We start from the raw sequence: 25,246 nt of genomic DNA, 5'->3' as shown, positions 1-25,246 counted from the left end.
CCTACGTGGCCGTCAAGATCCGCCTGAAGCGCATGGGCAAGATCCGTGCACCGTTCTACCGCGTCGTCGTCATGGACTCCCGCACCAAGCGGGACGGCCGGGCGATCGAGGAGATCGGCATCTACCACCCGACCCAGCAGCCGTCGCGCATCGAGATCGACAGCGAGCGCGTGCAGTACTGGCTCGGTGTCGGCGCCCAGCCGACCGAGCAGGTCCTCGCTCTGCTGAAGGTCACCGGTGACTGGCAGAAGCACAAGGGCCTGCCGGGCGCCGAGGGCACCCTCGAGGTCGCCGCTCCCCGCCCCGACAAGCGCGCGCTCTACGAGGAGGCCGTCAAGAAGGCCGAGCTCGAGCCCAAGGAGACCCCGCGCAAGAAGGCCGAGAAGAAGGCCGAGCCGGCTGCGGAGCCTACCGAGGCTCCGGCCGCCGAGTCCACCGAGTCCACCGAGGCTGCTGCGCCCGCCGAGTCCACCGAGGCTCCGGCCGCTGAGGCCACCGACGAGAAGGCCGAGGCCTGATCGTGCTCGAGGAGGCCCTCGAGCACCTGGTCAAGGGCATCGTCGACCACGATGACGACGTGGTGGTGCGCCGCAAGGAGCTCCGCCGCGGCGAGGTCCTGGAGGTCCGCGTCCACCCCGACGACCTCGGCCGGGTCATCGGCCGGTCCGGTCGCACGGCCAGCGCGTTGCGCACCGTCATGGGTGCGCTCGCGGGTGGCAAGCCGGTGCGGGTCGACATCGTCGACACCGACCGGGTGCGCTGAGACCGTCCCCGGACCTCGAGCGTCGAGGCCGTAGAGCACTCCGCCGCAGGGGCGCGTCCATCACCGGGCGCGCCCCTGCGGCGTCCCTGCCGAAGAACCCACACTCCGCACGAGCGAGGAGCCGACCGTGAGCCGATCCGAGGACGAGCTGCGCACCGTGGCGCGCATCGGGAAGCCGCACGGCCTGCGCGGTGAGGTGACCGTGCAGCTGCACACCGACGACCCGCAGACGCGGCTCGCCGACGGCGCCGTGCTGCAGACCCTCTCGGCGCCGGGCTCCGGTGTGCCGCGACGCCTGACGATCCGTTCCACCCGCGTGCACCAGGGCATCTGGCTGGTGGCGTTCGAGGAGATCCCCGACCGCACCGGCGCCGGGTCGCTGCGCGGCACCCGCCTGCAGGTCGAGGTCGAGCAGGAGCCCGAGCACGACGCGGACGACGACGGCTTCTACGAGCACGAGCTCGTCGGGTTGGCTGTCGAGGACCCGGCCGGGGCAGCGGTCGGCGAGGTGATCGCCCTGCACACCCGGCCCGCCCAGGACCTGCTCGAGGTCCGCCGCGCGGACGGGCGCACCGCGCTGGTGCCGTTCGTCGAGGCCCTGGTGCCCGTCGTGGACGTCGACGGCGGACGGGTCGTCGTCGACGCGCCTGCCGGCCTGTTCGACCTCGAGGACTGAGCGTGCGCGTCGACGTCGTCACGATCTTCCCCGACTACCTGACCCCGCTCGACCTGTCGCTGATCGGCAAGGCCCGCGTCCAGGGGCTGCTGGACCTGCACGTCCACGACCTGCGCGAGTTCACCACCGACCGGCACCGCACCGTCGACGACACCCCCTACGGCGGGGGCGCCGGCATGGTGATGAAGCCGGAGCCGTGGGCTGCTGCTCTCGATGCCGTGGTGGCCTCCGGCGGCAACCAGGATCCAGACCAAGCCCTCGACCAGGACCCCGTGCCAGACCAGGGCCAAGACCTCGACGCCGGCTCGTCCGCCCACCCTGGCCCGGCGCTGCCGCTGCTCCTCGTGCCGGGGCCGGGCGGTGAGCCGTTCACCCAGGCCCTCGCCCACGAGCTGGCCGCCGAGCCCTGGCTGGTGTTCGCGTGTGGGCGCTACGAGGGGATCGACGAACGGGTCTACGACCATGCACGCGAGGCCCTCGACGGGCGGGTGCGGGTGGTGTCGCTCGGCGACTACGTGCTCAACGGGGGAGAGGTGGCCGTCCTCGCGATGGTCGAGGCGATCGCCCGGTTGCTGCCCGGGGTGGTCGGCAACGCCGAGTCGCTCGTCGAGGAGTCGCACGAGGACGGCCTGCTGGAGTACCCGGTCTACACGAAGCCGGCGTCGTGGCGCGGGCGCGACGTCCCGCCGGTGCTGCTCTCGGGCAACCACGGCGCCATCGCCGCCTGGCGCCACCAGGAGCGGCTCGACCGCACCGCCGAGCGCCGGCCCGACCTGCTGGCCCCGAGCGCGGCCGCCGACCCCGCGTCCGGCACCCTGCAGGTAGCCACCCCCGCTGACCTCGGTGAGCTGCTCACCCTCACCCACGCCGTGCGTCCGCAGGACCACGAGACGCTCGCGGGGCTCGCCGACTCGCTGGCCGAGTGGCAGACCTGGGTGCTGCGTCTCGACGGCCGCCTCGTCGGCTCCGTGTGCGCGCGCCGGGTGGACGACGAGTGGCGGCTGGCGCGGCTCATGGTGGTCCCGGACCTCGCCGACCGGGGGCTGGACCGCCGGCTGCTCGAGCACGTCCGGGCCGCAGCGCCGCGGGGCACCCGCACCCGTCGCGGTCGCCCCACCGACGAGTAGAGCGCGTCCAGACCTGGGGACGCCGCAGATTAGGCCGGCCCAGACGGCTCTGGCACAATGGTGCGGTGCGTGTGCGCACGCCCCTGCCACAGGGGGAGTCGTCCTCGGGCGACGCGGCTTCGCGCACCACACCCATCAGACCAGCGTGGACCGCGCTCTCGCGCGAGCCCACCGAGGACGTGGCGACCTGTGGCGACCACGAGAAAGCGATCCGAGCATGAACAAGCTCACCGAGTTCGACGCCGCCAACCTGCGCAGCGACCAGCCCGACTTCCGCGCCGGCGACACCGTCAAGGTGCACGTCAAGGTCATCGAGGGCACCCGCTCCCGCATCCAGGTCTTCCAGGGCGTCGTGATCCGCCGCCACGGTGGCGGCATCGGCGAGACCTTCACGGTCCGCAAGATCTCCTTCGGCGTCGGCGTCGAGCGCACCTTCCCGCTGCACACCCCGATCATCGACAAGATCGAGGTCGTCACGCGCGGTGACGTGCGTCGCGCCAAGCTCTACTACCTGCGCAACCTGCGCGGCAAGGCCGCCAAGATCAAGGAGAAGCGCGAGACCCCCGTCGCGCGCTGAACCCGGCTTTCGCGAGCGACCCCGTCGGAACCCCCGGCGGGGTCGCTCGCGTCTCGGCCGGTCTGCAGCATTCGGACAGGGTGGCGGCTTAGGGTTCGACGTGGTGCCGGTCCGCACCTCGACCAGCACGTCGACCCCGACCCGCACCGAGCTGACCGATCCGCACCGACCCGTCCTGAAGCAGAACGCTGAGCGTGAGGCCCAGCCGAGAGAGGGATCTACTGGATGAGCGACCCCAAGCCCGTCGCGGAGCCCGCCGAGCAGCTGCCCGGCGCTTCGCACCAGCGCGGGGAGGCGCCGCGGAGCCACTTCGCGCACGTGCTGCGCGAGTTCGTCATCGTGGTGGTGCTGGCCCTGGTGCTCTCGCTCGTCGTCAAGACGTGGCTGATGCAGGCGTTCTACATCCCCTCGGGGTCGATGGAGGACACTCTGGTCCAAGGTGACCGGGTCGTCGTGTCCAAGCTGACGCCGACCCCGTTCGCGCTCGAGCGCGGCGACATCGTGGTCTTCGAGGACCCGGGCCAGTGGCTGCCGGCCAGCACCGCGGAGCCGCTCACGGGCGTGCGCAAGAACCTCCACGACGGGTTGGTCTTCGTCGGTCTGCTGCCGAGCGACGCCGACAACCACCTGATCAAGCGGGTCATCGGGCTGCCCGGCGACCACGTCGTGTGCTGCACGAAGGACGGCAAGCTCACCGTCAACGGCGTCGCGGTCACCGAGCCCTACCTCAAGAGCGGGGACGCGCCGAGCAACGACCCCTTCGACATCACCGTGCCGGCTGGCAAGGTGTGGGTCATGGGCGATCACCGCAGCAACTCCGGAGACTCGCGCTATCACGACGACAACAGCGGCGGCGCCGACGGCTCGGTCGCGATCGACCGCGTCGTCGGACGGGCGGTCGCGGTCGTCTGGCCGTTCACGGATCTGGCCTGGCTCGGGCAGCAGGCCGACACCACGTTCGCCAAGGTGCCCGAACCGTCGTCGTGAGCACGCGCACCAGCACCCGTCGTCGACCCACCTGGTCGACCACCCCGACCCTGCGCCTCGAGCGGGAGATCCAGCGTGGCCTGCCCGAGGGGCCGCGGCTCGTCGCCGGCATGGACGAGGTGGGCCGCGGCGCGCTCGCCGGTCCGGTGTCGGTCGGGATGTGCGTCATCGACGCCAGCACGGGCACCGCTCCGCAGGGCGTCAAGGACTCCAAGCTGCTCGCCCCCGCGGTGCGGCACGCGCTCGTCCCGCGGCTGCGGCGGTGGGCGGTCGCCTACGGCGTGGGGCACGCCGGGGCGGACGAGATCGACGCGATCGGCATCCTCGCGGCGCTGCGCCTCGCGGGCCGGCGCGCCCTCGACCAGGTCGTCGCCGGTGGCGTGCGCCCCGAGGTGATCATCCTCGACGGCAACCACGACTGGTTCACCGAGGCCGACCAGGTCGGTCTGCTGGCGTTCGCCGGGGATGGGCCCGTGCACCCGCCCGTCCAGACGCTGATCAAGGCCGACCAGCGGTGCGCCTCGGTGGCCGCTGCCAGCGTCCTCGCCAAGGTCGAGCGCGACACCATGATGGCCGAGCTCGCGGCGTCCGACGGTGGGGTCTACGCGCACTATGGGTGGGAGATCAACAAGGGCTACTCCGCGCCCGCGCACATCGCTGCGCTCGCGGCGCACGGCCCCTGCCAGCACCATCGTCGCTCTTGGTGCCTGCCCGGCGTGGGCGAGGTGCTCGTGGAGCGCGTGGGAGAATCGCCCGCAGGACACGAGCTGCGCCACGACGAAGGGATGGGCGGGTCATGAGCGCCGAAGACCTCGAGAAGTACGAGACCGACATGGAGCTGCAGCTCTATCGCGAGTACCGCGACGTGGTCGGGTTGTTCTCTCACGTCGTCGAGACAGAGCGCCGGTTCTACCTGTGCAACTCCGTCGACGTGCGGGTGCGCGGCGAGGGTGGTGACGTCTACTTCGACGTGCAGATGTCCGACGCCTGGGTGTGGGACGTCTACCGTCCCGCGCGGTTCGTCAAGAACGTCCGGGTGGTCACCTTCAAGGACGTCAACGTCGAAGAGCTCGCGAAGTCCGACCTCGACCTGAGCAAGGAGACCGGCTTCCCGGGCTGAGCCGGGGGTTCCGGACCTCGTAGACCCCTCGCTCGTCCACAGCGACCTCCTCGCCCTGGGCGCCGAGCCTGTTGCCCGACAGCCTTTCCCTCGAACGTCCCACCGGGACGACCCGAGCGAAAGGACTTCTCGTGGCCTCGTCGACCTCTCCTGCCCCCGCCTCCTCACCTCCGCCTCCAGCCCCAGCTCCACACACGGCATCGACACCGAGCTCGTCGACCTCGAGCTCATCGACGCAGGCCGCGCGCCCCACCTCCGCGGCCACCAGGGCCGTGGGCAGGTTCGGCGAGGACCTCGCGTGCGCGCGATTCCTCGAGGCGGGCCTGTCCATCGTGGAGCGCAACTGGCGCTGCCCCCTCGGTGAGATCGACATCGTCGCCCTCGACGGTGGCACCCTGGTCGTCGCCGAGGTGAAGACGCGGCGCAGCACCGGCTTCGGCACGCCCGTCGAGCAGATCACCCACGCCAAGCTGGTGCGGCTGCGCCGACTCGCGGCCCGGTGGCTGCAGGAGCACCCGAGCCTGTGGGTCCAGGGCGTGCGGGTGGACGTCGTGGGGGTCTACGTGCCCCCGCGTGGGGCCCCCGAGGTCGAGCACCTGAAGGCGGTGCTCTAGATGGGTGTCGCGACCACCCGAGCGGTTGCCCTGCTCGGGCTGGACCCGGTCGTCGTCGACGTCGAGGCCGACATCGCCGACGGGCTGCCCAGCTTCACCATCACCGGCATGCCCGACTCGAGCGTCGGCGAGGCGAAGGAGCGGCTGCGCGCCGCGGCCGCCAACTCCGACTGCCCGATCCCGCGCCGCCGGCTGACCGTCAACCTGTCCCCGGCCTGGGTCCCCAAGCGGGGTCCCGGCTTCGACCTGGCCATGACCGTGGCGCTGCTCCGTGCGAGCGGTCAGATCCCGGTGCCGGTGGTCGACGTGGTGCACCTCGGCGAGCTGTCCCTGACCGGTCGCATCATCGCCGTCAAGGGTGTGCTGCCGTGCGTGCGTGCCGCCGCGGACGCCGGGGTTCGTCGGGTCTTCGTCCCCGAGGTCAACGTGGCCGAGGCACGGCTGGTCCCGGGCATCGAGGTGATCGGGGTCCGCAGCCTGCGCGGACTCGTCGCGCACTACCGCGGCGAGAGCGTCGAGGAGCCGGACGACACCGAGGAGGCGGCGGAGCAGGGCCAGGCCGGCGGTCTCCCGACCGGCGCAGCAGGGGCGGCGGTGGGGGATCTGAGCGAGATCGTCGGCCAGCACGGCGCGCGGTTCGCGATCGAGGTCGCCGCCGCCGGTGGGCACCACCTGTTCCTCGTCGGTCCACCGGGAGCCGGCAAGACCATGCTCGCCGAGCGCCTCCCCGGCATCCTCCCGGTGCTGCCCGAGCGGGACGCCCTGGAGGTGACGGCGATCGCGTCGGTGCTCGGTCGACTCGACCAGGACCATGCCCTGGTCACCCGGCCGCCGTTCATACCCGTCCACCACGGTGCGTCGATGGCGGCCATGGTCGGCGGCGGCCGGTCCTTCCCGCAGCCGGGCGCGATCACGGCCGCCCACCGCGGCGTCCTGTTCCTCGACGAGACCCCGGAGTTCGCGCCCTCGGTGCTGAACGCTCTACGAGAACCCATGGAGGGCGGCACGATTCGCGTTGACCGCGCCCAGGGCTCCGCGGTGTTCCCCGCCCGGTTCCAGCTCGTCGCGGCCGCCAACCCGTGCCCCTGCGGCAAGAACACCGGCAAGGGGCTGGACTGCACCTGCAGCGTGACCGCTCGGCGGGGCTACCTGTCGCGGGTCTCGGGTCCGGTGCTCGACCGGATCGACATCCAGGTGTCCGTCCCCGCCGTGACCAAGGCCGAGCTGGGCGGACCACCGGGGGAGCCATCGGCTCTGGTGGCCGCCCGCGTCCGGGCGGCCCGCGAGCGGCAGCGCGTGCGTCTCGCAGAGTTCGGCAAGGACCGCAACGCCGAGGTGGGCAGCAAGGAGCTCCTCGGCCCGCTGCGCCCCGAGCCCGCCGCCACCGCCGACCTCGACCGGTTGATGGAGCGCGACCCGCTCTCGGTGCGCGGCTATCTGAGGGCGCTTCGCCTCGCGTGGACGGTGGCCGATCTCAGCGGCCACGACCGACCGGACCAGGACGACGTCGCCCTGGCGCTGTCGCTGCGCACGGGGCTGGCGGCATGACCGCCGGCGACGCCCTGGACCCGGTGGCGGCCTGGGCGGCGGCGATGCGTGACGAGCGCACCGCGCTGGCGGCCTGGAGCCGACTGGCCGAGCCGGGCGACAAGCGAGCCACCCAGCTGGTCGCCGAGCTCGGCGCTCGCGAGGCGCTCGCGGCGGTGCGCGGCTCCACGGACCACCGGGACGAGAAGTTCCAGCCACGACTGCCGCACCTGGACGTGACCGCCGACCTGCGCGCCGCGGCTCGCCTCGGTGCGCGCGTGATCGTCAGCGGGGACGACGAGTGGCCGCCCGGCCTCGACGACCTGGTGAACCCACCCTTCTGCCTGTGGGTGCGTGGCCCGCTCGACATCGCCGTGGCGTGCGCGCGCAGCGTGGCGGTGGTGGGCGCCCGCGACTCCACGGACTACGGCAAACGCGTGTCGGCCGACATCGCCTACGAGCTGGTCGAGCGCGGCTTCGCGATCGTCTCGGGCGCCGCCTTCGGGATCGACGCGGCCGCCCACCGGGGTGCACTCGCGGCGGCGGGGAGCACCATCGCCGTGCTGGCCTGTGGCGTCGAGCGCGCCTACCCGCTCGCGCACGACACCCTGCTGGCCGAGATCGCCCGCCGGGGTGCGGTGATGAGTGAGCTGCCGCCGGGGGCGGTGCCGACGCGCAGTCGGTTCCTGCTGCGCAACCGGATGATCGCCACGATGACCCAGGGCACCCTGGTCGTCGAGGCGGGGTCCAGGTCGGGGTCGCTGAACACCGCCCGCACGGCCGCCGAGTACGCCCGGCCGGTGGCTGCCGTCCCCGGTCCGGTGACGTCGGCGGCCAGCTCGGGCACCCACCAGGCGGTGCGCGACGGGATCGCGGTGCTGGTCACCAACGCCGAGGAGGTGGCCGAGCTGGTCGGCCGGATGGGGCTGGATGCCGCCACCCGTCCACAAGGCCCGACCGATCCCCGCGACCTGCTGGATGACGAGCAGCACCAGGTCCTCTCGGCGCTGCCGCGCTCGCGCTGGATCTCCACCACCGACGTCTGCGTGCGCGCCGGCCTGGACTGGCGGACGACCTCGGTGGCGCTCAGCCGCCTCGAGACGCTCGGCCTGGCCGAGCGCAACGGCGACGGCTGGCGGGTCGAGCGCGGCGCCCGCGACGGCCTGCTGCGCCCCGGCCTGGACCGACCCGCCCAGGAGCGCCTCGATCTGGCTGCACCTTCGCCCCGCCGGGATCCCTCGCCCCGCCAAAGCCCTACGCCCCGACCCGACCCTGCGTCCCACCAGGATTCTACGTCCAGCCAGGCCCCGGGCCCCGCGTCGCACGAGAGTGCCTCCTGAGCGCCGCGTGCTTCCCGAGATGGTGGTTGGCGACCGACATGGCGCTCCGCCACTGAGATGGCGGTTGTCGACCGACATGGCGCTTAGGCACCGAGATGGTGGTTGGCGACCGAGATGGCTGGTGTACCAGCCGTTTCGGTGCATACGCGCCGTCTCGGTGACTACAGGCCATCTCGGCAGAGTCGGCGGGCTGGGCAGGCTGGGCAGGTGGCGTGGGCGCGCCGGAGGGCTCGGTGCTTGCTCCCCGGGCGGCGCTTTGCGACGGTGGGGGCGATGCCCGACGGCGCGCGGTCCACCACGGCGAGCGGCGGTCGCCCTGCGGAGGGTGACCTGGTCGCTCAGTTCGTGCTGCACCTGGAGCGCGAGCGGGGGCGATCGGCGCACACGGTGCGCGCCTACGCCGGGGACCTGCGCCTGCTCGAGGCGTTCGCCGAACGGCGGGGGATCGACGACCTGGGCGCCGTGACACTGGCGGACCTGAGGTCCTTCCTGGCCGAGCAGTCGAGTGCGGGCGCCGCCCGGTCTACCATCTCGCGGCGGTCTGCAGCGGTGCGCACGTTCTACGCGTGGGCGACGCGGCTGGGGCTCATCGAGCGCGACCCGGCGCTGCGGTTGGCCGCACCCAAGCGGCAGCGGTCGCTCCCGGGGGTCCTCGACCAGGGTCAGGCCGGCGCGCTGCTCGACGTGGCGGCCGTGGCGGCGGACGACGACGACGCGGTGCACCTGCGCGACCGGGCGATGCTCGAGCTGCTCTACGCCACCGGCATCCGCGTCAGCGAGCTTGCCGGCATCGACATCGACGACCTGGACGACGGGTCGCGCACCGTCCGGGTGCTCGGCAAGGGCGCGAAGGAACGCACGGTGCCCTACGGCGTCCCAGCCCAGCGCGCCATCGACGCGTGGCTGGCTCGCGGCCGACCGCAGGTCGTGCAGCCGGGGAGTGGGCCAGCCCTCTTCCTCGGCAGGCGCGGCCGCCGGGTGGACCCGCGCCAGGTGCGGTCCGCGGTGCACAGCCTGCTCGCCCACATCCCGAACGCGCCGGACCTCGGCCCGCACGGGCTGCGGCACAGCGCGGCGACCCACCTGCTCGACGGCGGCGCCGACCTGCGGGTGGTTCAAGAGCTCCTCGGTCACTCGTCGTTGTCGACCACCCAGATCTACACGCACGTGTCCGTAGACCGGCTGCGCAGGTCCTACGAGCAGGCACACCCTCGCGCCTAGCAGGTCTGGGGGCTCGCACACCCGCCCGACCTACGGCGGCGGGTAGAGGCGCACGTGCAGGAGACCGAGCAGCGCCAGCGGGTCGCGATAGGCGTCGCCCTCGCGCACACCCCAGTGCACACAGCTGACCGGCGCGCAGTGGCCTGGGTGGGCGGTGAGCACGCCCACCTGCTGGCCCGCCGTGACGGCCGTGCCCACCGGCACCGTAGCCGAGACCGGCTCCAGACTGCTTCGCCAGCCGCCCCCGTGGTCGATCGTCAGCACCGGACGCCCGGCGACCATGGTGGCCACCGAGACGACCCCGGGTGCCGGGGCGAGGACGGGGGTGCCCACCGGCGCGGCGACGTCGACTCCTCGATGGCCCGCCGCGTAGGGACCCGGGGGTGCTTCGAACCGGCGCACCAGCACCGGTGCGGCCACCGGCCACCGCCAGGGCGTCGCCGGCGCGACGCCCGCCGACCCGGGTGGGCCGGACGCAACCGGGCCAGGCGCGCTCGGACCTGGCACCGTCGGACCGCCAAGAGCACTCAGTGCGACCGCACCGGCGACCAGCACCGGGGCGATGGGGGACAGCAGCGCGATGTGGATGGGCATGCCCCACCGTGGCGGGGGCGCGAGGGCGTGGTCCAGCACGGATTCGCGGCTGTGGACGCGGGAGGGGATTGGTCCGGCCAAGTCCCCAGCCCCCCGGCTGGATGCGTGCGGCGCAGGTCACAAACGGTGACGGGAAGGCACGCTACGAAGTGGCGGACCCGCCGCCGGTGTCGCCTCCGGCGTCTGGGGCGTACACCGTGGCACGGTTGAGCAGCGGGTGCTTGGGCGCACCCGCGGAGCAGCACCCAGACCCACGGGCGCCATCGCCAGTCACGATCGAGGAGGGACATGTCTCGCCTGGATGAGCACATCCGTCCCTCCGGCGTGGGGCGTCCGGAGGCCGACGAGGACCCCTGGCCCGAGCACGTGGTGGCCCCCACGCACGGACGGGCCTCGGCGGCCAGCCACCCCCGCAGCCACGCGCCCAGCACCGACGCCGACCCGCCCCACGCCAACCCGCCCCACCACACCGACGCACCCCGCCCGGCCCGCGCCCGCTGGAGCACGCGAAGGCGACTGCGGCTGCTGCGCACGGTCGTCGTGGGCGGACTGCTGGTCGCCGGCGGCAGCTACGGAGTCGGGCAGCTGACCAGTCAGGACTCCCAGGCCGTGTCGGCCAACCGGACCGCGGCAGTCGCCCCGGCAGCGCCCGGCGCAGCCCAGACCGGCACAGCCCAGACCGACCCGGCAGCCCGTTCCACGCCCACCGGCTCGGGTGACGACGTGGCGGAGGGTGACGGCATCGGTCCGACCCCGGCGTCGGTGCCCCGCCAGGGGAACGGCCAGTTCACGGTCCTGCCCGTGCCAGGCCCGGACACCGCCGGCGCAGGCGGGCGGATGGTGCGCTACACGGTCGAGATCGAGGGCGGCCTCTCGGAGCGCCCCGCCGACTACGCCCGGACCGTCCAGCAGACGCTGCAGGACCCGCGCGGGTGGCGGAGCCAGGACTCGCTGCGCTTCATCAACGTCTCCCCGGACCAGGCCGCGGGCGGCGCGAAGGTCGACCTGCGCATCCTGCTGGCCACGCCCGCGACGGTGGACCGGCTGTGCGCGCCGCTCGAGACGCGCGGCACGGTGTCCTGCTTCAACGGCGGCCGGGCCGTCCTCAACGCCGCTCGCTACGTGGGCGGGGCGACGACCTTCGGCACCGACGTGACGACCTACCGGGTCTACCAGATCAACCACGAGGTCGGTCACGGCCTCGGGCACGGGCACCAGGGCTGCCCGGCGCCGGGGACGCCGGCGCCGATCATGCTGCAGCAGACCAAGTACCTGCTCGGCTGCACCGCCAACCCCTACCCGACGGTGCCCTGACGATCGTTGCCCTGACCCTCGAGGCCCTGACCCGGCCCACCCCCACCAGCCAGTCGTCGAGCAGCCTCCTCGAGCACCTCGGGCCGCTTGCAGAAGGCGAACCGCACCAGGCTCGGCGCCAGCGTCGGGTCGTCGTGGAAGACCGAGACGGGTACGCCCACGACGCCGTAGTCGTGCGGCAGCACCGTGCGGCAGAGCTCCGCCGCGTCGGCACCGAGCGGTGAGGCGTCGGCGATCACGAAGTAGCCCGCCGCAGGTCGCGCGATCGGCAGACCGGCCGCCTCCAGCCCCGCGCAGAGCAGGTCCCGCTGCTCGGTCATCCGCTCCCGCAGCCCCGTGTAGAACGTGTCGGGCAGCCCCAGCCCGACGGCGATCGCGGGCTGGTAGGTGCTCGACCCGACGAACGTGAGGAATTGCTTGACCGCCAGCACGGCCGAGATGGCCTCGGCAGGCCCGGTGACCCAGCCGACCTTCCACCCGGTGGTCGAGAAGGTCTTGCCGCCCGACGAGATGGTGAGCGTGCGCTCGGCCATGCCCGGCAGCGTCGCCATCGGCACGTGCGGCGGCCCGTCCAGCACCAGATGTTCGTAGACCTCGTCCGTCACCACCCAGGCCCCGTGCTCCGCGGCGAGCTGCCCGATCAGCGCCAGCTCGGCCGCGGTGAAGACCTTGCCCGTGGGGTTGTGCGGCGTGTTGACGAGCACCATGCGGGTGCGTTCGGAGAACGCCGCCCGGAGCTCCGCCTCGTCGATGGCGAAGTCGGGGAAGCGCAACGGGACCGTGCGCAGGGTGGCGCCGGCGAGGGCTACCGTCGCCGCATAGCTGTCGTAGTAGGGCTCGAACAGCACGACCTCGTCGCCCGGGCCGCAGAGCGCGAGCACGCTGGCCGCGATGGCCTCGGTCGCGCCGACGGTCACGAGGATGTCGCTCGCGGGGTCGAGCTCGATGTCGTAGAACCGCCGCTGGTGGGTGGCGATCGCGCTCAGCAGCTCAGGCACCCCGCGCCCGGGCGGGTACTGGTTGCGCCCGGACCGGAGCGCCTCGACGGCTGCGTCGAGCACCTCGCGCGGCCCGTCGGTGTCGGGGAAGCCCTGCCCGAGGTTGATCGCCCCGGTCGTCGTCGCCAGTGCCGACATCTGCGCGAAGATCGTCGTGCCGAAGGCCGCCATGGCGGGGTGACCCGCAGGTCGGGGCGGTGAGGGGAGCGGTGAGGCGAGCGGTGCGGGGGGCCGTGCGGCGGGGGAGCTCATGGCTCGACGCTAGCGCCAGTTCCGCCCCGCCATCAGCCCGGAGCAGCCCGGATCAGCCCGGATCAGCCCGGATCAGCCCGGCGGAGGGCGGCGCCGGAGATTAGGACCCCCTGCGGCCCGTCCCGTAGACTGGCCCCACGGGACGTGTGCCACGTGCGCACGACCCGATTTCGCGCGCTTGCCAGACCGGACCTCGTCCGGGGCGCACCACGGCAGTCCGAGCTCGCTCGGCGGGGTGCGTCGCGAGTGCCAGGCAGGTGACCGCACCCGTGGTCACCGACGTAACTGACCACAACCCAAGAATCGAGGGACACGGCATGGCCGTCGTCACCATGCGCCAGCTCCTGGAGAGCGGCGTCCACTTCGGGCACCAGACCCGTCGGTGGAACCCGAAGATGAAGCGCTTCATCCTGACCGAGCGCAACGGCATCTACATCATCGACCTGCAGCAGTCGCTGACCTACATCAACGACGCGTTCGAGTTCGTCAAGGCGACTGTCGCCCACGGCGGCACCGTGCTGTTTGTCGGCACCAAGAAGCAGGCCCAGGAGCCGGTGGCCGAGCAGGCGACCCGCGTCGGGATGCCCTACGTCAACCACCGCTGGCTCGGTGGCATGCTCACCAACTTCAACACGATCTCCAAGCGCCTCACGCGCCTCAAGGAGCTCGAGGAGATCGACTTCGACACGGTGGCCGGGTCCGGCTACACCAAGAAGGAGCTCCTCATCCTCAAGCGGGAGAAGGACAAGCTCGAGAAGACCCTCGGCGGCATCCGCAACATGGCCAAGGTCCCCTCGGCCGTGTGGATCGTCGACACCAAGAAGGAGCACCTCGCGGTCGACGAGGCGCGCAAGCTGGGTCTGCCGGTCATCGCGATCCTCGACACCAACTGCGACCCCGACGAGGTCGACTACAAGATCCCGGGCAACGACGACGCCATCCGTTCGGTCACCCTGCTGACCCGCGTGATCGCCGACGCCGTCGCCGAGGGCCTGGTGCAGCGCTCCTCGGGCCGGTCCGCCGAGGGTGGCGAGACCGAGGCCGAGCCGCTGGCCGAGTGGGAGCGCGAGCTCTACGCCGAGGCCGAGGCCACCGACGCCGCCGAGGCTGCCGGTGCCGCCGAGGGTCAGGCCGTCCCGGTCGCCGAGGCGACCGAGACCGTCGAGGTCGCTCCGGTCGCCGAGGGCGCTGCCGAGTCGGCCGAGGCCCCCCAGGCCTGAGCCTGGCTCGCTTCGACCACCCCCACCGCTCAGAGAGAAAGTAGCGACAACACATGGCTAACTTCACTGCTGCCGACATCAAGGCGCTGCGTGAGGCCACCGGCGCCGGGATGATGGACGTCAAGAAGGCGCTCGACGAGGCTGACGGCGACCGCGCCAAGGCCACCGAGATCCTGCGCGTCAAGGGCCTCAAGGGCGTCACCAAGCGCGAGGGCCGCTCGGCCTCCAACGGCCTGGTCGCCGCCCGCGTCCAGGACGGTGTGGGCACGCTCGTCGAGGTCAACTGCGAGACCGACTTCGTCGCCAAGGGCGAGAAGTTCGGCGCGCTGGCCGACCAGGTGCTCGACCTCGCGGTCGCCCACCAGGTCGCCGACGCCGACGCGCTGCTCGCGGTCCAGGACGGCGACAAGACGGTCAAGGATCTGCTCGACGAGGCCAACGCCTCGATCGGCGAGAAGATCGAGGTCCGTCGCGTGGCCCGCCTCGAGGGCGAGCACGTCACGTCCTACCTGCACAAGACCAGCCCCGACCTGCCCGCGCAGATCGGTGTCCTCGTTGCCACCACCGGTGGGGACGAGCAGATCGCCCGCGACGTCGCGATGCACATCGCCGCGTTCGCCCCGTCGGTGCTCTCGCGCGACGAGATCGACCCCGAGGTCGTCGAGAACGAGCGTCGCATCGCCGAGGCCACCGCGAAGGAGGAGGGCAAGCCCGAGGCCGCCCTGCCGAAGATCGTCGAGGGTCGCGTCAACGGCTACTTCAAGGAGAACGTCCTGCTCGAGCAGCCGTTCGCCAAGGAGGCCAAGAAGACCGTCAAGAAGGTCCTGGACGAGGCCGGCGCCACCGCGACCGGGTTCGCCCGCTTCAAGGTCGGCTCCTGAGCCTTCCTGAAGCACCCCAGCAACACCTGAGCAACGCGCCGCTGACCACGCGGTGAACACGGCCGGTCGCCTCGTCGGAGGCGGCCGGCCGTGCGCGTTGCCAACGGGTCGCAGGGGCCGGATCGGACTAGGGTGGTGCTCGCCGTCATCCCGGTCGTCGTAGACCGGCCCACGAAGGGGAATCCGTCATGGCTACTCGCCGCCCGCTCGTTCTCGGTCTCACCGCACTGCTCGCTGTCGGGCTGAGCGCCTGCGCCAAGTCCACCTCGGACGTCCAGAACGCCCAGTCGACCGGCACCGCCGGTGGCGCGGGCGGCCAGTCCGGCCAGTCCGTCACGGTCCTCGTGAGCGCGGACACCAACATCCAGGACCTGTGGACCAAGCAGCTGGTCCCGGGCTTCACCAAGGCCAACCCCGGCATCAAGGTCAACATCAACTTCGACCTGCACGGTGAGCACGACGCGCAGAACGCCGCCAAGCTCGCGGCGGCCGTCAAGGGCGGCAAGGACGTCGGCTTCGACGTCATCGACGCGGGCTTCGTCACCCAGGCCGCGGGCGCCAACCTGCTGCTCAAGGAGGACGCCACGACGCTGCCCGCGCTCGCCCAGGTCAACAAGACCCTGGTCGAGGCCGGCAAGGGCTACGGCGTCCCCTACCGCGCGAGCTCGGTGCTGCTCGCCTACAACACCACCAAGGTCAAGACCCCGCCGAAGACGCTCGACGAGCTGCTGGCCTGGATCAAGGCCAACCCGGGCCGGTTCGCCTACAACTCGCCGAAGTCCGGCGGCTCCGGCCAGTCGTTCGTCACGACGGTGCTCGACGCCAACATGGACCAGGCGGCCAGCGACAAGCTCCGCACGACCTACGACAAGGCCGCGATGGCCGGCTGGGACAAGGGCTTCGCGGTGCTCAAGGGCCTCAACCCCTACGTCTACGGCAAGGGCGTCTACCCCAACGGCAACTCCCAGGTCCTGCAGCTGCTGTCGTCCGGGCAGATCGACATGGCCCCCGTCTGGTCCGACATGTTCGTGACCGCCAAGACCAACGGCCAGATCCCCGCGAGCGTCAGCTCGGCCCAGATCAGCAACCCGAGCTTCACCGGCGGCGCGTCCTACCTCGGCGTCCCGGCCACGACGACGCACAAGGACGCCGCGCAGAAGCTCCTCGAGTACGTCCTCACGCCCGACGCCCAGGCCGCCATCGCGACCCAGATCGCCGGCACGCCGGTGCTGCCGCTCGCCTCGCTGCCCGCGGACGTCCAGAAGAAGTTCGAGCAGACCGCGCCCGAGACGATGCGTCCGACCTACGTCTCCGAGGTCTCCAACGACCTCAACAACCAGTGGGACCAGAAGGTCCCCGGCCAGTGACGGCGGGTTCACCCGCGCAGCACGAGGCACGACCTCGCCGGACCCACCCAGGACGGTCCGGCGGCCTGCTCATGGCCCTGCCGCCGATCGTCCTGATCCTGGTCTTCGTCGGCCTGCCCATCGTGACCGCGCTGCTCTACAGCCTCGGTCACACGGGCGGGCTCAACTCGGTCACCGCGACGATCGCGCAGCACCAGCACGTCGCCACCTCCTGGTGGGGCACGCTGGACGCCTACCGCGAGGTGCTCACCAACGCCCGCCTCCAGCGCGACCTGGCGCTGACCGTGACGGTGACCGTGGTGTCTACCGTGGCGGTGATGCTGGTGGCGTTCGGCATCGCTCTCTACCAACGACTTTCGGACAGCAGGCTCGCCAAGGCGCTGGCGGTGCTGGCCATCGTGCCGATGTTCATCCCCGTGGTCATCGGCTCGTGGGCGATCCTGCTGTTCTACTCCGGCACCGGCTTCGTGCGCACCGCGCTGGCCCAGATCGGCGTCGAGGGCCCGGTGTGGGCCTACACCCAGACGGCGATCATCATCGGCTCGGTGTGGACCTCGCTGCCGTTCGCGGTGCTGATGATCAGCTCGGGCGTGCAGGCGGTGCCGGACGCCGTGATCGAGGCGTCCCGTGACGCGGGGGCGTCGCTGGCGCGCACCGTGTGGTCGGTGATCCTGCCGATGGCGACGGTGCCGGTGATCATCGCGGCGACGTTCACCGCCATCGGTGTCCTCGGCTCGTTCACCGTCCCCTACTTCACCGGCCCGAACGCCCCCACCATGCTCGGCGTCGACATCAACAACTACTTCTCGTCGTTCAACCAGCCCCAGCAGTCGGTGGTCATGGCGTTCGTCGTGTTCGCGCTCGCGTCGGTCATCGGCGCGGCCTACGTGTGGGCCAACTTCCGCACCGCGGCCAAGGCGGTCCGGTGATGGGGCGCGTGGCGCTGCGCGGGCTGCTCGCGGTCGCGGTGATCACCTTGTGCCTGTTCGTCTTCGGTCCGCTGCTGTGGCTGGCGTCGCAGGCGTTCGCGACCAGCTGGACCTACCCCAACCTGCTGCCCGACGGCCTGACCACGCGGTGGTGGAAGGTGGTCCTCGACGACCCCGCCCTCGGCGCCGCGGTGCAGAACTCGCTGACCTTCGCGCCGCTCACGGTGCTGATCTCGGCGCTGGTGTGCCTGCCCGCGGCCTACGCCTTCGCGCGGCGCGAGTTCCCAGGCCGTAGAGCGATGCTCATCGGTCTGTTCGCCACGAACGCCTTCCCCAAGATGGGGTTGTTCGCCACGATGGCCTCCCTGTTCTACGCGCTCAACCTCATGCAGACGGTCCTCGGCATCCTCATCGTGCACGTCATCGGCACCGTGGTCTTCATGACCTGGATCCCGGCCGCGGCGTTCGCGTCGGTGCCGCGCAGCCTCGAGGAGGCGGCCCGCGACGCCGGCGCCAAGCCGCTGCGGGTCTTCTTCACCGTGACCCTCCCGCTGGCCCTGCCCGGCATCGCGGTGGCCGCCATCATGAGCTTCCTCGCCAGCTTCGACGAGGCGCAGGGCACCTACCTCGTGGGCGCGCCCGACTACATGACGATGCCCACCCAGATGTACTCCCTGATCCTCAACTACCCGCCCCAGGTGGCCGCCGTCTTCTCCATCATGCTGTCCGTCCCGTCCGTCCTGCTGCTCCTGCTCGTGCGCAAGCACGTCATGGGCGGCCACCTCGCCGAAGGCTTCCAGATCCGATGACGACGCAGGCCGCCCGCGCCACCGACGGGCTACGAATCACCGGGCTGGTCAAGCGATTCGGCGACCGCACCGTCGTCGACGACCTCGACCTGACCGTGCACCCCGGCGAGCTGGTCTCGCTGCTCGGCCCCTCCGGCTGCGGCAAGACCACGACCCTGCGCATGGTGGCCGGCTTCCTCGCGGCCGACGGCGGAAGCATCGAGATCGAGGGCAAGGACGTCGTCGGTCTGCCACCCGAGCGCCGCCCGAGCGCGATGGTGTTCCAGAACTACGCGCTCTGGCCGCACATGACCGTCTTCAAGAACGTCGCCTACCCACTGCGCCTGCGCCGGCTGCCCAAGCACGAGGTGACCGATCGGGTCGAGCACGTCCTCGGCCTGGTCAACCTGCTGCACCACCGCGACAGCCGCCCGGCCACCATCTCCGGCGGTGAGCAGCAGCGCGCCGCTCTCGCCCGGGCCCTGGTCCAGGAGCCCCAGCTGCTGCTGCTCGACGAGCCGCTCAGCAACCTCGACGCCAAGCTGCGGGTCAAGGTCCGCGAGGACATCCGCGAGCTGCAGCAGCGGCTCGGCATCACCACGGTCCTCGTCACCCACGACCAGGACGAGGCGCTGTCGATGTCGGACCGGATCGCCGTCATGAACGGCGGGCGGATCGAGCAGGTCAGCGCGCCCGACGAGCTCTACACCGACCCGCGCACCGAGTTCGTCGCGGGTTTCGTCGGTCAGCTCAACTCCCTGCCGGGCCGGCTCGTCGGCGGTCGTCTGGTCCCCGAGGAGGGCCTGCTCACCGGCGTTCGCCCCGAGGACGTCCGGCTGATCCCGGTGGACGAGCCGGGTGCCTCGGCCGCCGGCCACGCGCCGCAGGACCGGCTGCGGGGCAGGGTGGTGCGCGTCGTCCCGCGGGGTGCCTTCCACGAGCTCGTCGTCGAGGTCGAGGACCGCACCCTGCACAGCCTTGCGGTGGGCCAGAGCCTGCCCGTCGGCCAGGAGGTCTACGTAGACCTCGCCCGTCCCCTCCTCTTCCGCGACGGCCGGCGACTGCAGGAGCGGTAGCGCGACCGCCGACGCGGGCAGGCGCGGCTGGTGCGGGCTGGGCGAGGCCTGTGCCAGGGCACGGCAAGGGCTGGGCCCCTTGGTCCCTGACGTCCGCACGATGTGGAAAACTACCCACGACCGACTTCCCCCCGCTCCAGGAGGCTCCCCTTGACGATGCAGACCGAGCAGACCGAGCAGATCGAGCGGACCGACCAGGCGGCCCACCGCAGCGACGCCGAAGACCTGCGCCCCTACAAGCGGGTGCTGCTCAAGCTGTCCGGCGAGGTGTTCGGTGGCGGCAAGGTCGGCCTGGACCCGGCCGTCATCAAGGGCATCGCCAAGCAGATCGCCGAGGCCGTGCGCTCCGGCGTGCAGGTCAGCGTCGTCATCGGTGGCGGCAACTTCTTCCGCGGCGCCCAGCTGCAGGAGCAGGGCATGGACCGCGCCCGCGCCGACTACATCGGCATGCTCGGCACGGTGATGAACTGTCTGGCGCTGCAGGACTTCCTCGAGAAGGAAGGCATCGACACCCGCGTCCAGACCGCGATCACGATGGGCCAGGTGGCCGAGCCCTACATCCCGCGTCGCGCGATGCGGCACATGGAGAAGGGGCGGGTCGTGATCTTCGGCGCCGGCGCCGGCATGCCCTACTTCTCGACCGACACGGTGTCCGCCCAGCGCGCCCTCGAGACCGGCTGCCAGGCGGTCCTGATGAGCAAGAGCGGCGTCGACGGGGTCTACGACTCCGACCCGCGCACCAACCCCGACGCCCGACGCTACGAGCACCTCACCTACGCCGAGGCGCTGGCCAAGAACCTCAAGGTCATCGACGCGGCCGCGTTCAGCCTGTGCAGCGAGAACAAGCTCCCCATGATCGTGTTCGGCATGGAGGGTGAGGGAAATGTGGCACGCGCCGTGCGAGGTGAGAAGATCGGGACGCTGGTCACCGCCTGACCGCAGCGCGGCCATCGAGCTGCACCGCCAGCTCGTAGCGATAGCGGTCCTCCCCGGCTGACAGCGTCTCGTGCGGGGACGTCCACAGCGAGGAGAGATCCTCGACCAGGACGGCTCCGGCGGGCGCGCCGAGCATGCGCAGCAGCGCCATGACCCCCTCCGGGTGGTCGAGACGCAGGCATCGCTCGTCCTGGCTCTCGACGGGCCGCACCGCGACCGGCCCGGACGGCAGCGACTGGCCTTGCGCCCAACGGTGGAAGGCCCGGAAGCCGGCGGGGCCGGGGCGGCGAGCAGGCTCGGGGACCGAGGCCAGGGGGATCACCCAGGTCGGTGGGCTCAGCTGGAGATGGTCGGTGAGCCACACCGGCGGGATCGCCGTGGCCGCACCGCACCGGACGCTGTCGGCGATCCGGCGGCCCAGGTGCGCGTTGACGGCAGCCAGCACGGCGTCGATCGTGCTGCGGTGGCGGTCCGCGACCGCGAGCGCCAGGCCCATGGCTGACGGGAGGCGCCCGACAGCCAGCATGCCGAGGTAGACCGGGTCGATGCGGTGTCCGGTGGACGGGTCGACGAGGTGGACTCCGCCCGGGTCCGGCACCACCACGATCCGACCGAGGTCGGCTGTCTGCGCGCTCGCTGCTCGCCATCCCAGCGTGCGGCACCGACCAGGGTGGGGATCGACCGCCAGCCCGGTGCCCGGATCGAGGTCGGTGAGGCCCGGCCAGGTGTCCAGCCAGGCGAGCCGGTCCGTCCCGTCACCGTGCAGCGCGCGGGCATAGCGCGCCACGAACGACATCCGGGCCGCCCCCCAGAACGACAGCCGCAGGGCAGGATCACCCGAGCGCGTCGTCGCAGGATGCAGCCGCGCGGTGGCCCGGACGCCTGACGCGCGGCGTTGATGACCCGGCGGCACCTGATGAGCCGACAGGATCGGCCGCCCCGACGTCACCGCGTCCGCGACCGTCGCAGCCCAGGTCCGGTCCGAGGCCAGGCTGCCACCTCGGTCCCGGGTGAGGAGCCGGGCTGCCGTCAGCCCACCGACGGAGTCGACCAGCGCGGCCGCCTCGGACAAGGACATCCGCACCAGACCGGCCCGGTGCATGAGGTCGGCGAGAGCTGCACCGTCCGGCGCCGGGGCAGACTCGCACACCTGGGCGCCGAACCAGTGCAGGTCCACGAGCGACGGGCACACGGTGTGCGGATCGAGCCGGGCGGCGCCGCAGCGGCTGTCGCGGCCCTCCAGCGGCAGGCGGTCGTTGGCGACCGACACCCGCTCGTTCGGCCTCGAGAGGGTGCCCGCACGGCCGGTGCGGTGCTCCCCGAAGGTCCGCGTCCACCTCACCGGAGCGACCGAGCACAGCGCCCCGAGCGGCACGGTCTTCAGCTCGGCGCGCCACAGCACCGACCATCCCGACACCTCGAGTCGCGAGGGCTTGGAGGCCATCTCGTGCGGCAGGCCGGTCGCCTCGACGCGTTCCTTGACACCCTGCCACGCGGTCGTGAGGGACGCCGGCAGGTCTGGGACGCCGTCTCGCTCGTCCAGCAGCTGCATACGGGCCACAAGCTCACCGAGGCTGCGTCGTCGGGCCGTCCGCCAGCGGCTCAGCGCCTGCTGCTCGGCGTCGGTGGCCGCCTCCTGGAGCCGCCGATACTTCAGCAGGATCGCGGCCTCCCTGAGAGGCAGCTCGGTCAGCTCGTCGGCCCGGACAGCCCGTCCGTTGTAGAGCGCTCGCCGGCACCGGAGCAAGGCTCGCCGAGCCGTGGGGGTGGGGGCCTGCGGCACCAGGGGTGTGATCGCTGCCGCGAGCAGCCGCCCGACGCGCAGCAACCGATGCTCCAGCTCGTCCTGGTCGCGACAGGCGGCGAGGAAGTCGGCATAGGGCGACTCCGCAGAGCACACGGGCAGCAGCGGCACTCGAGCGATGACCTGGTGAGCGGCGCTCCAGCCGACCGTCTCGCGGGCGGTGCCGTCCGCCGTCACGACGACGGACCCGGTCACGACGATGCCCCTGGCTTCGTCGGTGCACGAGACGGGAGCGGGGTGAGGGCTGTGACGACGAGGGCGATCAGTGCCCGTTGCATGGCGAGATCGAAACCCATTCTGTTCCAGTGGAACACGGCCCAGAGAGGGAGCACCTCTCGGATCGGCACCTCCAAGCCGTAGCACCCGGAAGCCACGTCACCCGCGGCGGGTCGGAGGGCCTCGACGACCTCGGAGAGGTGGTCGTCGCGGGTGGCCGAGCCGGCCAGCACCTGATCCACGTCGGCGACCACCCACGCCAGTGCGGCGGGGGCGGAGGCGCACGAGGACCAACGGTCCGGTGCACTGGGCACGTCCCGCAGGACGGCCAGCCTCGTCCACACGTCCCACAGCTCCCAGCGGTCCTCCACGAACAACGAGAACACGCGCATCAGCTGTCCGACGGAGTGCTCCGGCGCGCCGGACGCCCCGGATCGCAGGAAGTCGAGGGTCGCCAGCGTGTCCGCGGTCGAGAAGCTGTGGCTGAGCGTCAGGGCGTGTGCGCCGCCGTGCAGGGCGAGCTCGGGCGCATAGCTGCCCGCACGCCAAGTGATCCCGTCGTCCCGGATCGCCAGGGACGCCAAGGACCGCTCCACCTCGCGGCGTCCGGGGTCGGACAGGTGCTCCAGCCGGAGCCGGATCGCCGGACGCTTGCGGACATAGATCGCCTCGCTCGCGTCCGCCTCGGCCAGGATGCGCCGCAGCGTCACGGCGAGGTCTGAGTCGAACCAGGTCTGCACCGCGCCGTCGTCACGCAGATCGATGTCGTACTGCGTCCAGGCGTCCGAGCCGGCGCCGCCGCACAGGCGCCGTCGCCAGGCCAGCGCCGGTGCGGGGTCGACTCCAGCAGCCGAGGCGCGGCTACGGACCTCGGCCTCGGTGCGCAGGAGCAGATGGGCCGCGTCGCCGTCGAGGTGGTCAGACACCGTCACACACCCGTGCTCTCCCAGTGGTCGGTGGCAGGCGGGCTGCCTGCAGCGACGGCGATCCGCACGTAGCGAGTGCGCTCGCCGTCGTCGTCGCGGAAGACCAACCCAGCAGCGTCGAGCGCCCCCAGCCAGGCGCCCGGGTCCGCCATGAACTGAGCGGCCGTGCAGGACAAGGTCTGCTCGCCGGGTCGGCCGGTGAGAGGTGGTCCGTCCGGCACGGTGGCCGGGCCCTCGTCCATCTCTGCGACGCAGGCCTCGACGCGGGTCTCGGCGCAGGCCTCGGCGCGGGCCAGGTCGGCCAGCGCGCTGGGCGAGCGAGGTCGCGCCAGCGCGTCGTGCAGCGTGGTCAGGAAGCCGGTGAGTCGCAGGACGCGACGGGTCGCGCGCCGGTCGTCCACGACGATGTCGGCGCCCACCCGGCGCCAGCTCAACGAGGCGTGCGCATGGTCCGTGCGCCACCGGTCTACAGCCTCGGTGAGGGTGGTGGCATACGCCGGCCGAGCCGCGGGCCGGCGCGGGACGAAGAGGTAGGCGACCCGCGAGATCCGTTGCTGATCCCACGGATACAGCCGCGAGTACTCCGGTGCGGGCACCAGGTCCAGGCCGTAGCGGTCCGCCGCGCTGTGATAGGGGCTGAACCGGTGGTACTCCACCTGAGCCAGCCCCGAGGGTGGCACGAGGTGGGTGAGGCGGGGGACCTGATCGATCATGGGTGCGTACCAGGCCGGGTCCTCGTTCGGGAAGCCGTAGAGGATGTTGTAGGCGGGTCGCAGTCCCGCCTCGGCCGCGTTGCGCAGGAACTCGACATTGGTCGCTGCGCTCACCCCCTTGTTCATGTGGTGAAGCACCGGGCTGCTGAAGCTCTCGATGCCCGGTTGCGCGGCCGTGACACCGAGGTGCACGAGTCGTTGCACCTGGTCCGCCCGAAGGTTGGCCTTGACCTCGAAGAAGATCTCGGTGTCAGGGCCGCCCAACCGATCACGCACGCCGCTCAGCAGGCTCATGGGCAGGATGTTGTCGGTCATGAAGACGAACCGCGCGCCGCTCGCCGCGACGACGTCGCGCACCTCGGCGACGACTCGGTCGATCGACTTGCTGCGGTGCGCGATGCCAAGAGCGTTGAGCCCGCAGAACGTGCAGTGGTGCACGGCACCCCACCAACAGCCACGAGAGGCCTCGAGCGCGATGACCGAGGTTGCGGCGGCCCGGACCCCGTAGCGCTCCTGCTCGTCGAACCAGTCGCTGAAGTCGGGCGAGGGCACGGTGTCAAGGTCCGCGACCGCGTGGCTGGTCACCTGGTCACGAGGTAGGCCGCGTTGCCGGACGCCGGGGAGTGGTCGTGGCCGACCGACGAGGACCGAGTCCAGGAACGGCACAATGGTGTCGTCCGCCTCGCCTACGAAAACCGCGTCCAGGAAAGGGAACTCGTCGAACAGTGCTGGGCCCATCTCGCCGTCACAGTTCGCGCCTCCGAGGATCACCGTGGTGCCGGGGCTGCGTGCCTTCACCGTCTTGGCGAGGGCCAGGGCGGCCATGTTCTGGTAGAAGGTCGTCCCGATCCCGACGACGTCGGCACCGATCAGCCGATCCGCCTGCCGCTCCACGAGCTCGTCGGCTCGCCGTCGCAGCTCCAGCAGGTCGAGCAGCCCCCGCTCCAGAGAGCCACCCGGATCCACCGTCGACAGCATGTTCAGGACGTCGACCTCCGTGTCGTCGGCCGGCCGGTGGCCGAAGAGAGCCTCGGCGAACACCCACTCGTTGAGGGGGAACCAGTTTCGCTGGCTCAGTCGGCGATACGCGGTCAGCCGCTCCGACGGTGAGTCGCCCTGGAGCACCGTCGTGATCTCGAGGTTCCAGTAGTGCGTGCGGCAGGTGTGTCCGGCACCGCGGACGAGCGTGGTGAGCAGACCCAGGCCGAGGCTCGGCAGACCGGCGGGTCCGAAGGGGGGATAGACCAGCTCCACCCGCAGCTGCGCTCCGGTGCCCATGA

Annotated in this window: 25 protein-coding genes; 20 read left to right on the top strand and 5 right to left on the bottom strand. The window is 71.8% G+C overall.

Annotated features, from left to right (window positions below; all coding sequences use genetic code 11):
- Window positions 1-5: 5 nt before the first annotated feature.
- The 12 genes from rpsP (at window position 6) to MM440_RS04050 (ending at window position 9,952) form a co-directional block, all read left to right on the top strand.
- Window positions 6-518: a 30S ribosomal protein S16 gene (gene rpsP / locus MM440_RS04105; RefSeq protein ID WP_241442247.1), complete on the top strand. Its 513-nt coding sequence runs from the start codon at window positions 6-8 to the stop codon at window positions 516-518.
- Window positions 519-520: 2 nt separating this feature from the next.
- Entirely contained in the window at window positions 521-763 is a 243-nt protein-coding gene (locus MM440_RS04100) for an RNA-binding protein (RefSeq protein ID WP_241442245.1), read from the top strand.
- A gap of 127 nt (window positions 764-890) precedes the next feature.
- Entirely contained in the window at window positions 891-1,439 is a 549-nt protein-coding gene (rimM, locus tag MM440_RS04095; RefSeq protein WP_241442243.1) for a ribosome maturation factor RimM, read from the top strand.
- Window positions 1,440-1,441: 2 nt separating this feature from the next.
- Entirely contained in the window at window positions 1,442-2,566 is a 1,125-nt protein-coding gene (gene trmD / locus MM440_RS04090; RefSeq protein ID WP_241442202.1) for a tRNA (guanosine(37)-N1)-methyltransferase TrmD, read from the top strand.
- A 217-nt stretch (window positions 2,567-2,783) separates the two neighbouring features.
- On the top strand, window positions 2,784-3,143 hold the full coding sequence (gene rplS, locus MM440_RS04085) for a 50S ribosomal protein L19 (protein ID WP_241442193.1): 360 nt from the start codon (window positions 2,784-2,786) through the stop codon (window positions 3,141-3,143).
- Between the two features lie 225 nt (window positions 3,144-3,368).
- A complete protein-coding gene (gene lepB / locus MM440_RS04080; protein WP_241442179.1) occupies window positions 3,369-4,130 on the top strand; it encodes a signal peptidase I in 762 nt (253 codons plus the stop codon).
- The gene (locus tag MM440_RS04075; protein WP_241442164.1) at window positions 4,127-4,930 is read left to right on the top strand and encodes a ribonuclease HII; all 804 of its coding nucleotides are present in this window, start codon (window positions 4,127-4,129) and stop codon (window positions 4,928-4,930) included. The genes lepB and MM440_RS04075 overlap by 4 nt, the downstream gene beginning before the upstream one ends.
- Window positions 4,927-5,250 carry a DUF2469 domain-containing protein gene (locus MM440_RS04070; RefSeq protein ID WP_241442162.1) on the top strand — a complete coding sequence of 108 codons (324 nt, stop codon included), beginning with the start codon at window positions 4,927-4,929 and terminating at the stop codon, window positions 5,248-5,250. The genes MM440_RS04075 and MM440_RS04070 overlap by 4 nt, the downstream gene beginning before the upstream one ends.
- 131 nt (window positions 5,251-5,381) lie before the next feature.
- Complete coding sequence (locus MM440_RS04065) at window positions 5,382-5,864, top strand: YraN family protein (protein WP_338155602.1); 483 nt, start codon at window positions 5,382-5,384, stop codon at window positions 5,862-5,864.
- The gene (locus MM440_RS04060; RefSeq protein ID WP_241442152.1) at window positions 5,865-7,412 is read left to right on the top strand and encodes a YifB family Mg chelatase-like AAA ATPase; all 1,548 of its coding nucleotides are present in this window, start codon (window positions 5,865-5,867) and stop codon (window positions 7,410-7,412) included.
- Window positions 7,409-8,731, top strand: coding sequence for a DNA-processing protein DprA (gene dprA / locus MM440_RS04055; RefSeq protein ID WP_241442132.1), 1,323 nt, complete (start codon window positions 7,409-7,411; stop codon window positions 8,729-8,731). Before MM440_RS04060 ends, dprA begins: the two co-directional genes overlap by 4 nt.
- A 273-nt stretch (window positions 8,732-9,004) precedes the next feature.
- Window positions 9,005-9,952 carry a tyrosine recombinase XerC gene (locus MM440_RS04050; RefSeq protein WP_241442124.1) on the top strand — a complete coding sequence of 316 codons (948 nt, stop codon included), beginning with the start codon at window positions 9,005-9,007 and terminating at the stop codon, window positions 9,950-9,952.
- A 30-nt stretch (window positions 9,953-9,982) separates the two neighbouring features.
- Here MM440_RS04050 and MM440_RS04045 read toward each other — a convergent pair whose 3' ends face one another.
- Window positions 9,983-10,546 carry a murein hydrolase activator EnvC family protein gene (locus MM440_RS04045; protein WP_241442115.1) on the bottom strand — a complete coding sequence of 188 codons (564 nt, stop codon included), beginning with the start codon at window positions 10,544-10,546 and terminating at the stop codon, window positions 9,983-9,985.
- A gap of 288 nt (window positions 10,547-10,834) precedes the next feature.
- Here MM440_RS04045 and MM440_RS04040 point away from each other — a divergent pair, with 288 nt between their 5' ends.
- On the top strand, window positions 10,835-11,860 hold the full coding sequence (locus MM440_RS04040; RefSeq protein ID WP_241442113.1) for a DUF3152 domain-containing protein: 1,026 nt from the start codon (window positions 10,835-10,837) through the stop codon (window positions 11,858-11,860).
- On the opposite strand, the gene MM440_RS04035 is transcribed toward MM440_RS04040, so the two are convergent.
- Window positions 11,842-13,029, bottom strand: coding sequence for an aminotransferase class I/II-fold pyridoxal phosphate-dependent enzyme (locus tag MM440_RS04035; protein ID WP_241443354.1), 1,188 nt, complete (start codon window positions 13,027-13,029; stop codon window positions 11,842-11,844). The genes MM440_RS04040 and MM440_RS04035 overlap by 19 nt on opposite strands.
- 398 nt (window positions 13,030-13,427) lie before the next feature.
- Here MM440_RS04035 and rpsB point away from each other — a divergent pair, with 398 nt between their 5' ends.
- From rpsB to pyrH, 7 genes are all read left to right on the top strand, one after another.
- Window positions 13,428-14,330, top strand: a complete 903-nt coding sequence (rpsB, locus tag MM440_RS04030; RefSeq protein ID WP_241442105.1) for a 30S ribosomal protein S2 — start codon at window positions 13,428-13,430, stop codon at window positions 14,328-14,330.
- A 53-nt stretch (window positions 14,331-14,383) separates the two neighbouring features.
- The gene (tsf, locus tag MM440_RS04025) at window positions 14,384-15,211 is read left to right on the top strand and encodes a translation elongation factor Ts (protein ID WP_241442104.1); all 828 of its coding nucleotides are present in this window, start codon (window positions 14,384-14,386) and stop codon (window positions 15,209-15,211) included.
- A gap of 188 nt (window positions 15,212-15,399) precedes the next feature.
- Window positions 15,400-16,578, top strand: a complete 1,179-nt coding sequence (locus MM440_RS04020; RefSeq protein ID WP_241442102.1) for an extracellular solute-binding protein — start codon at window positions 15,400-15,402, stop codon at window positions 16,576-16,578.
- A 71-nt stretch (window positions 16,579-16,649) separates the two neighbouring features.
- A complete protein-coding gene (locus MM440_RS04015) occupies window positions 16,650-17,507 on the top strand; it encodes an ABC transporter permease (RefSeq protein ID WP_241442100.1) in 858 nt (285 codons plus the stop codon).
- Window positions 17,507-18,316 (top strand): ABC transporter permease, encoded by an 810-nt coding sequence (locus MM440_RS04010; RefSeq protein ID WP_241443352.1) that lies wholly within the window; start codon window positions 17,507-17,509, stop codon window positions 18,314-18,316. The genes MM440_RS04015 and MM440_RS04010 overlap by 1 nt, the downstream gene beginning before the upstream one ends.
- Window positions 18,313-19,371: an ABC transporter ATP-binding protein gene (locus MM440_RS04005; RefSeq protein WP_241442098.1), complete on the top strand. Its 1,059-nt coding sequence runs from the start codon at window positions 18,313-18,315 to the stop codon at window positions 19,369-19,371. Before MM440_RS04010 ends, MM440_RS04005 begins: the two co-directional genes overlap by 4 nt.
- 156 nt (window positions 19,372-19,527) lie before the next feature.
- On the top strand, window positions 19,528-20,307 hold the full coding sequence (gene pyrH, locus MM440_RS04000; RefSeq protein ID WP_241443350.1) for a UMP kinase: 780 nt from the start codon (window positions 19,528-19,530) through the stop codon (window positions 20,305-20,307).
- Here the strand turns inward: pyrH and MM440_RS03995 are convergent.
- The 3 genes from MM440_RS03995 to MM440_RS03985 are packed head-to-tail and all read right to left on the bottom strand — an operon-like array spanning window position 20,297 to window position 25,244.
- Window positions 20,297-22,306, bottom strand: coding sequence for a hypothetical protein (locus MM440_RS03995; RefSeq protein ID WP_241442090.1), 2,010 nt, complete (start codon window positions 22,304-22,306; stop codon window positions 20,297-20,299). The two genes, pyrH and MM440_RS03995, sit on opposite strands and share 11 nt — an antisense overlap.
- The gene (locus MM440_RS03990) at window positions 22,303-23,253 is read right to left on the bottom strand and encodes a thiopeptide-type bacteriocin biosynthesis protein (RefSeq protein WP_241442088.1); all 951 of its coding nucleotides are present in this window, start codon (window positions 23,251-23,253) and stop codon (window positions 22,303-22,305) included. The genes MM440_RS03995 and MM440_RS03990 overlap by 4 nt, the downstream gene beginning before the upstream one ends.
- 2 nt (window positions 23,254-23,255) lie before the next feature.
- Window positions 23,256-25,244, bottom strand: coding sequence for a RiPP maturation radical SAM C-methyltransferase (locus MM440_RS03985; RefSeq protein ID WP_241442066.1), 1,989 nt, complete (start codon window positions 25,242-25,244; stop codon window positions 23,256-23,258).
- Window positions 25,245-25,246 lie beyond the last annotated feature (2 nt).

The organism is Arsenicicoccus piscis (assembly GCF_022568835.1).
In the GTDB taxonomy this organism is placed as follows: Bacteria; Actinomycetota; Actinomycetes; order Actinomycetales; family Dermatophilaceae; genus Arsenicicoccus; species Arsenicicoccus piscis.
This window is presented reverse-complemented; position numbering and strand designations above follow the sequence as displayed.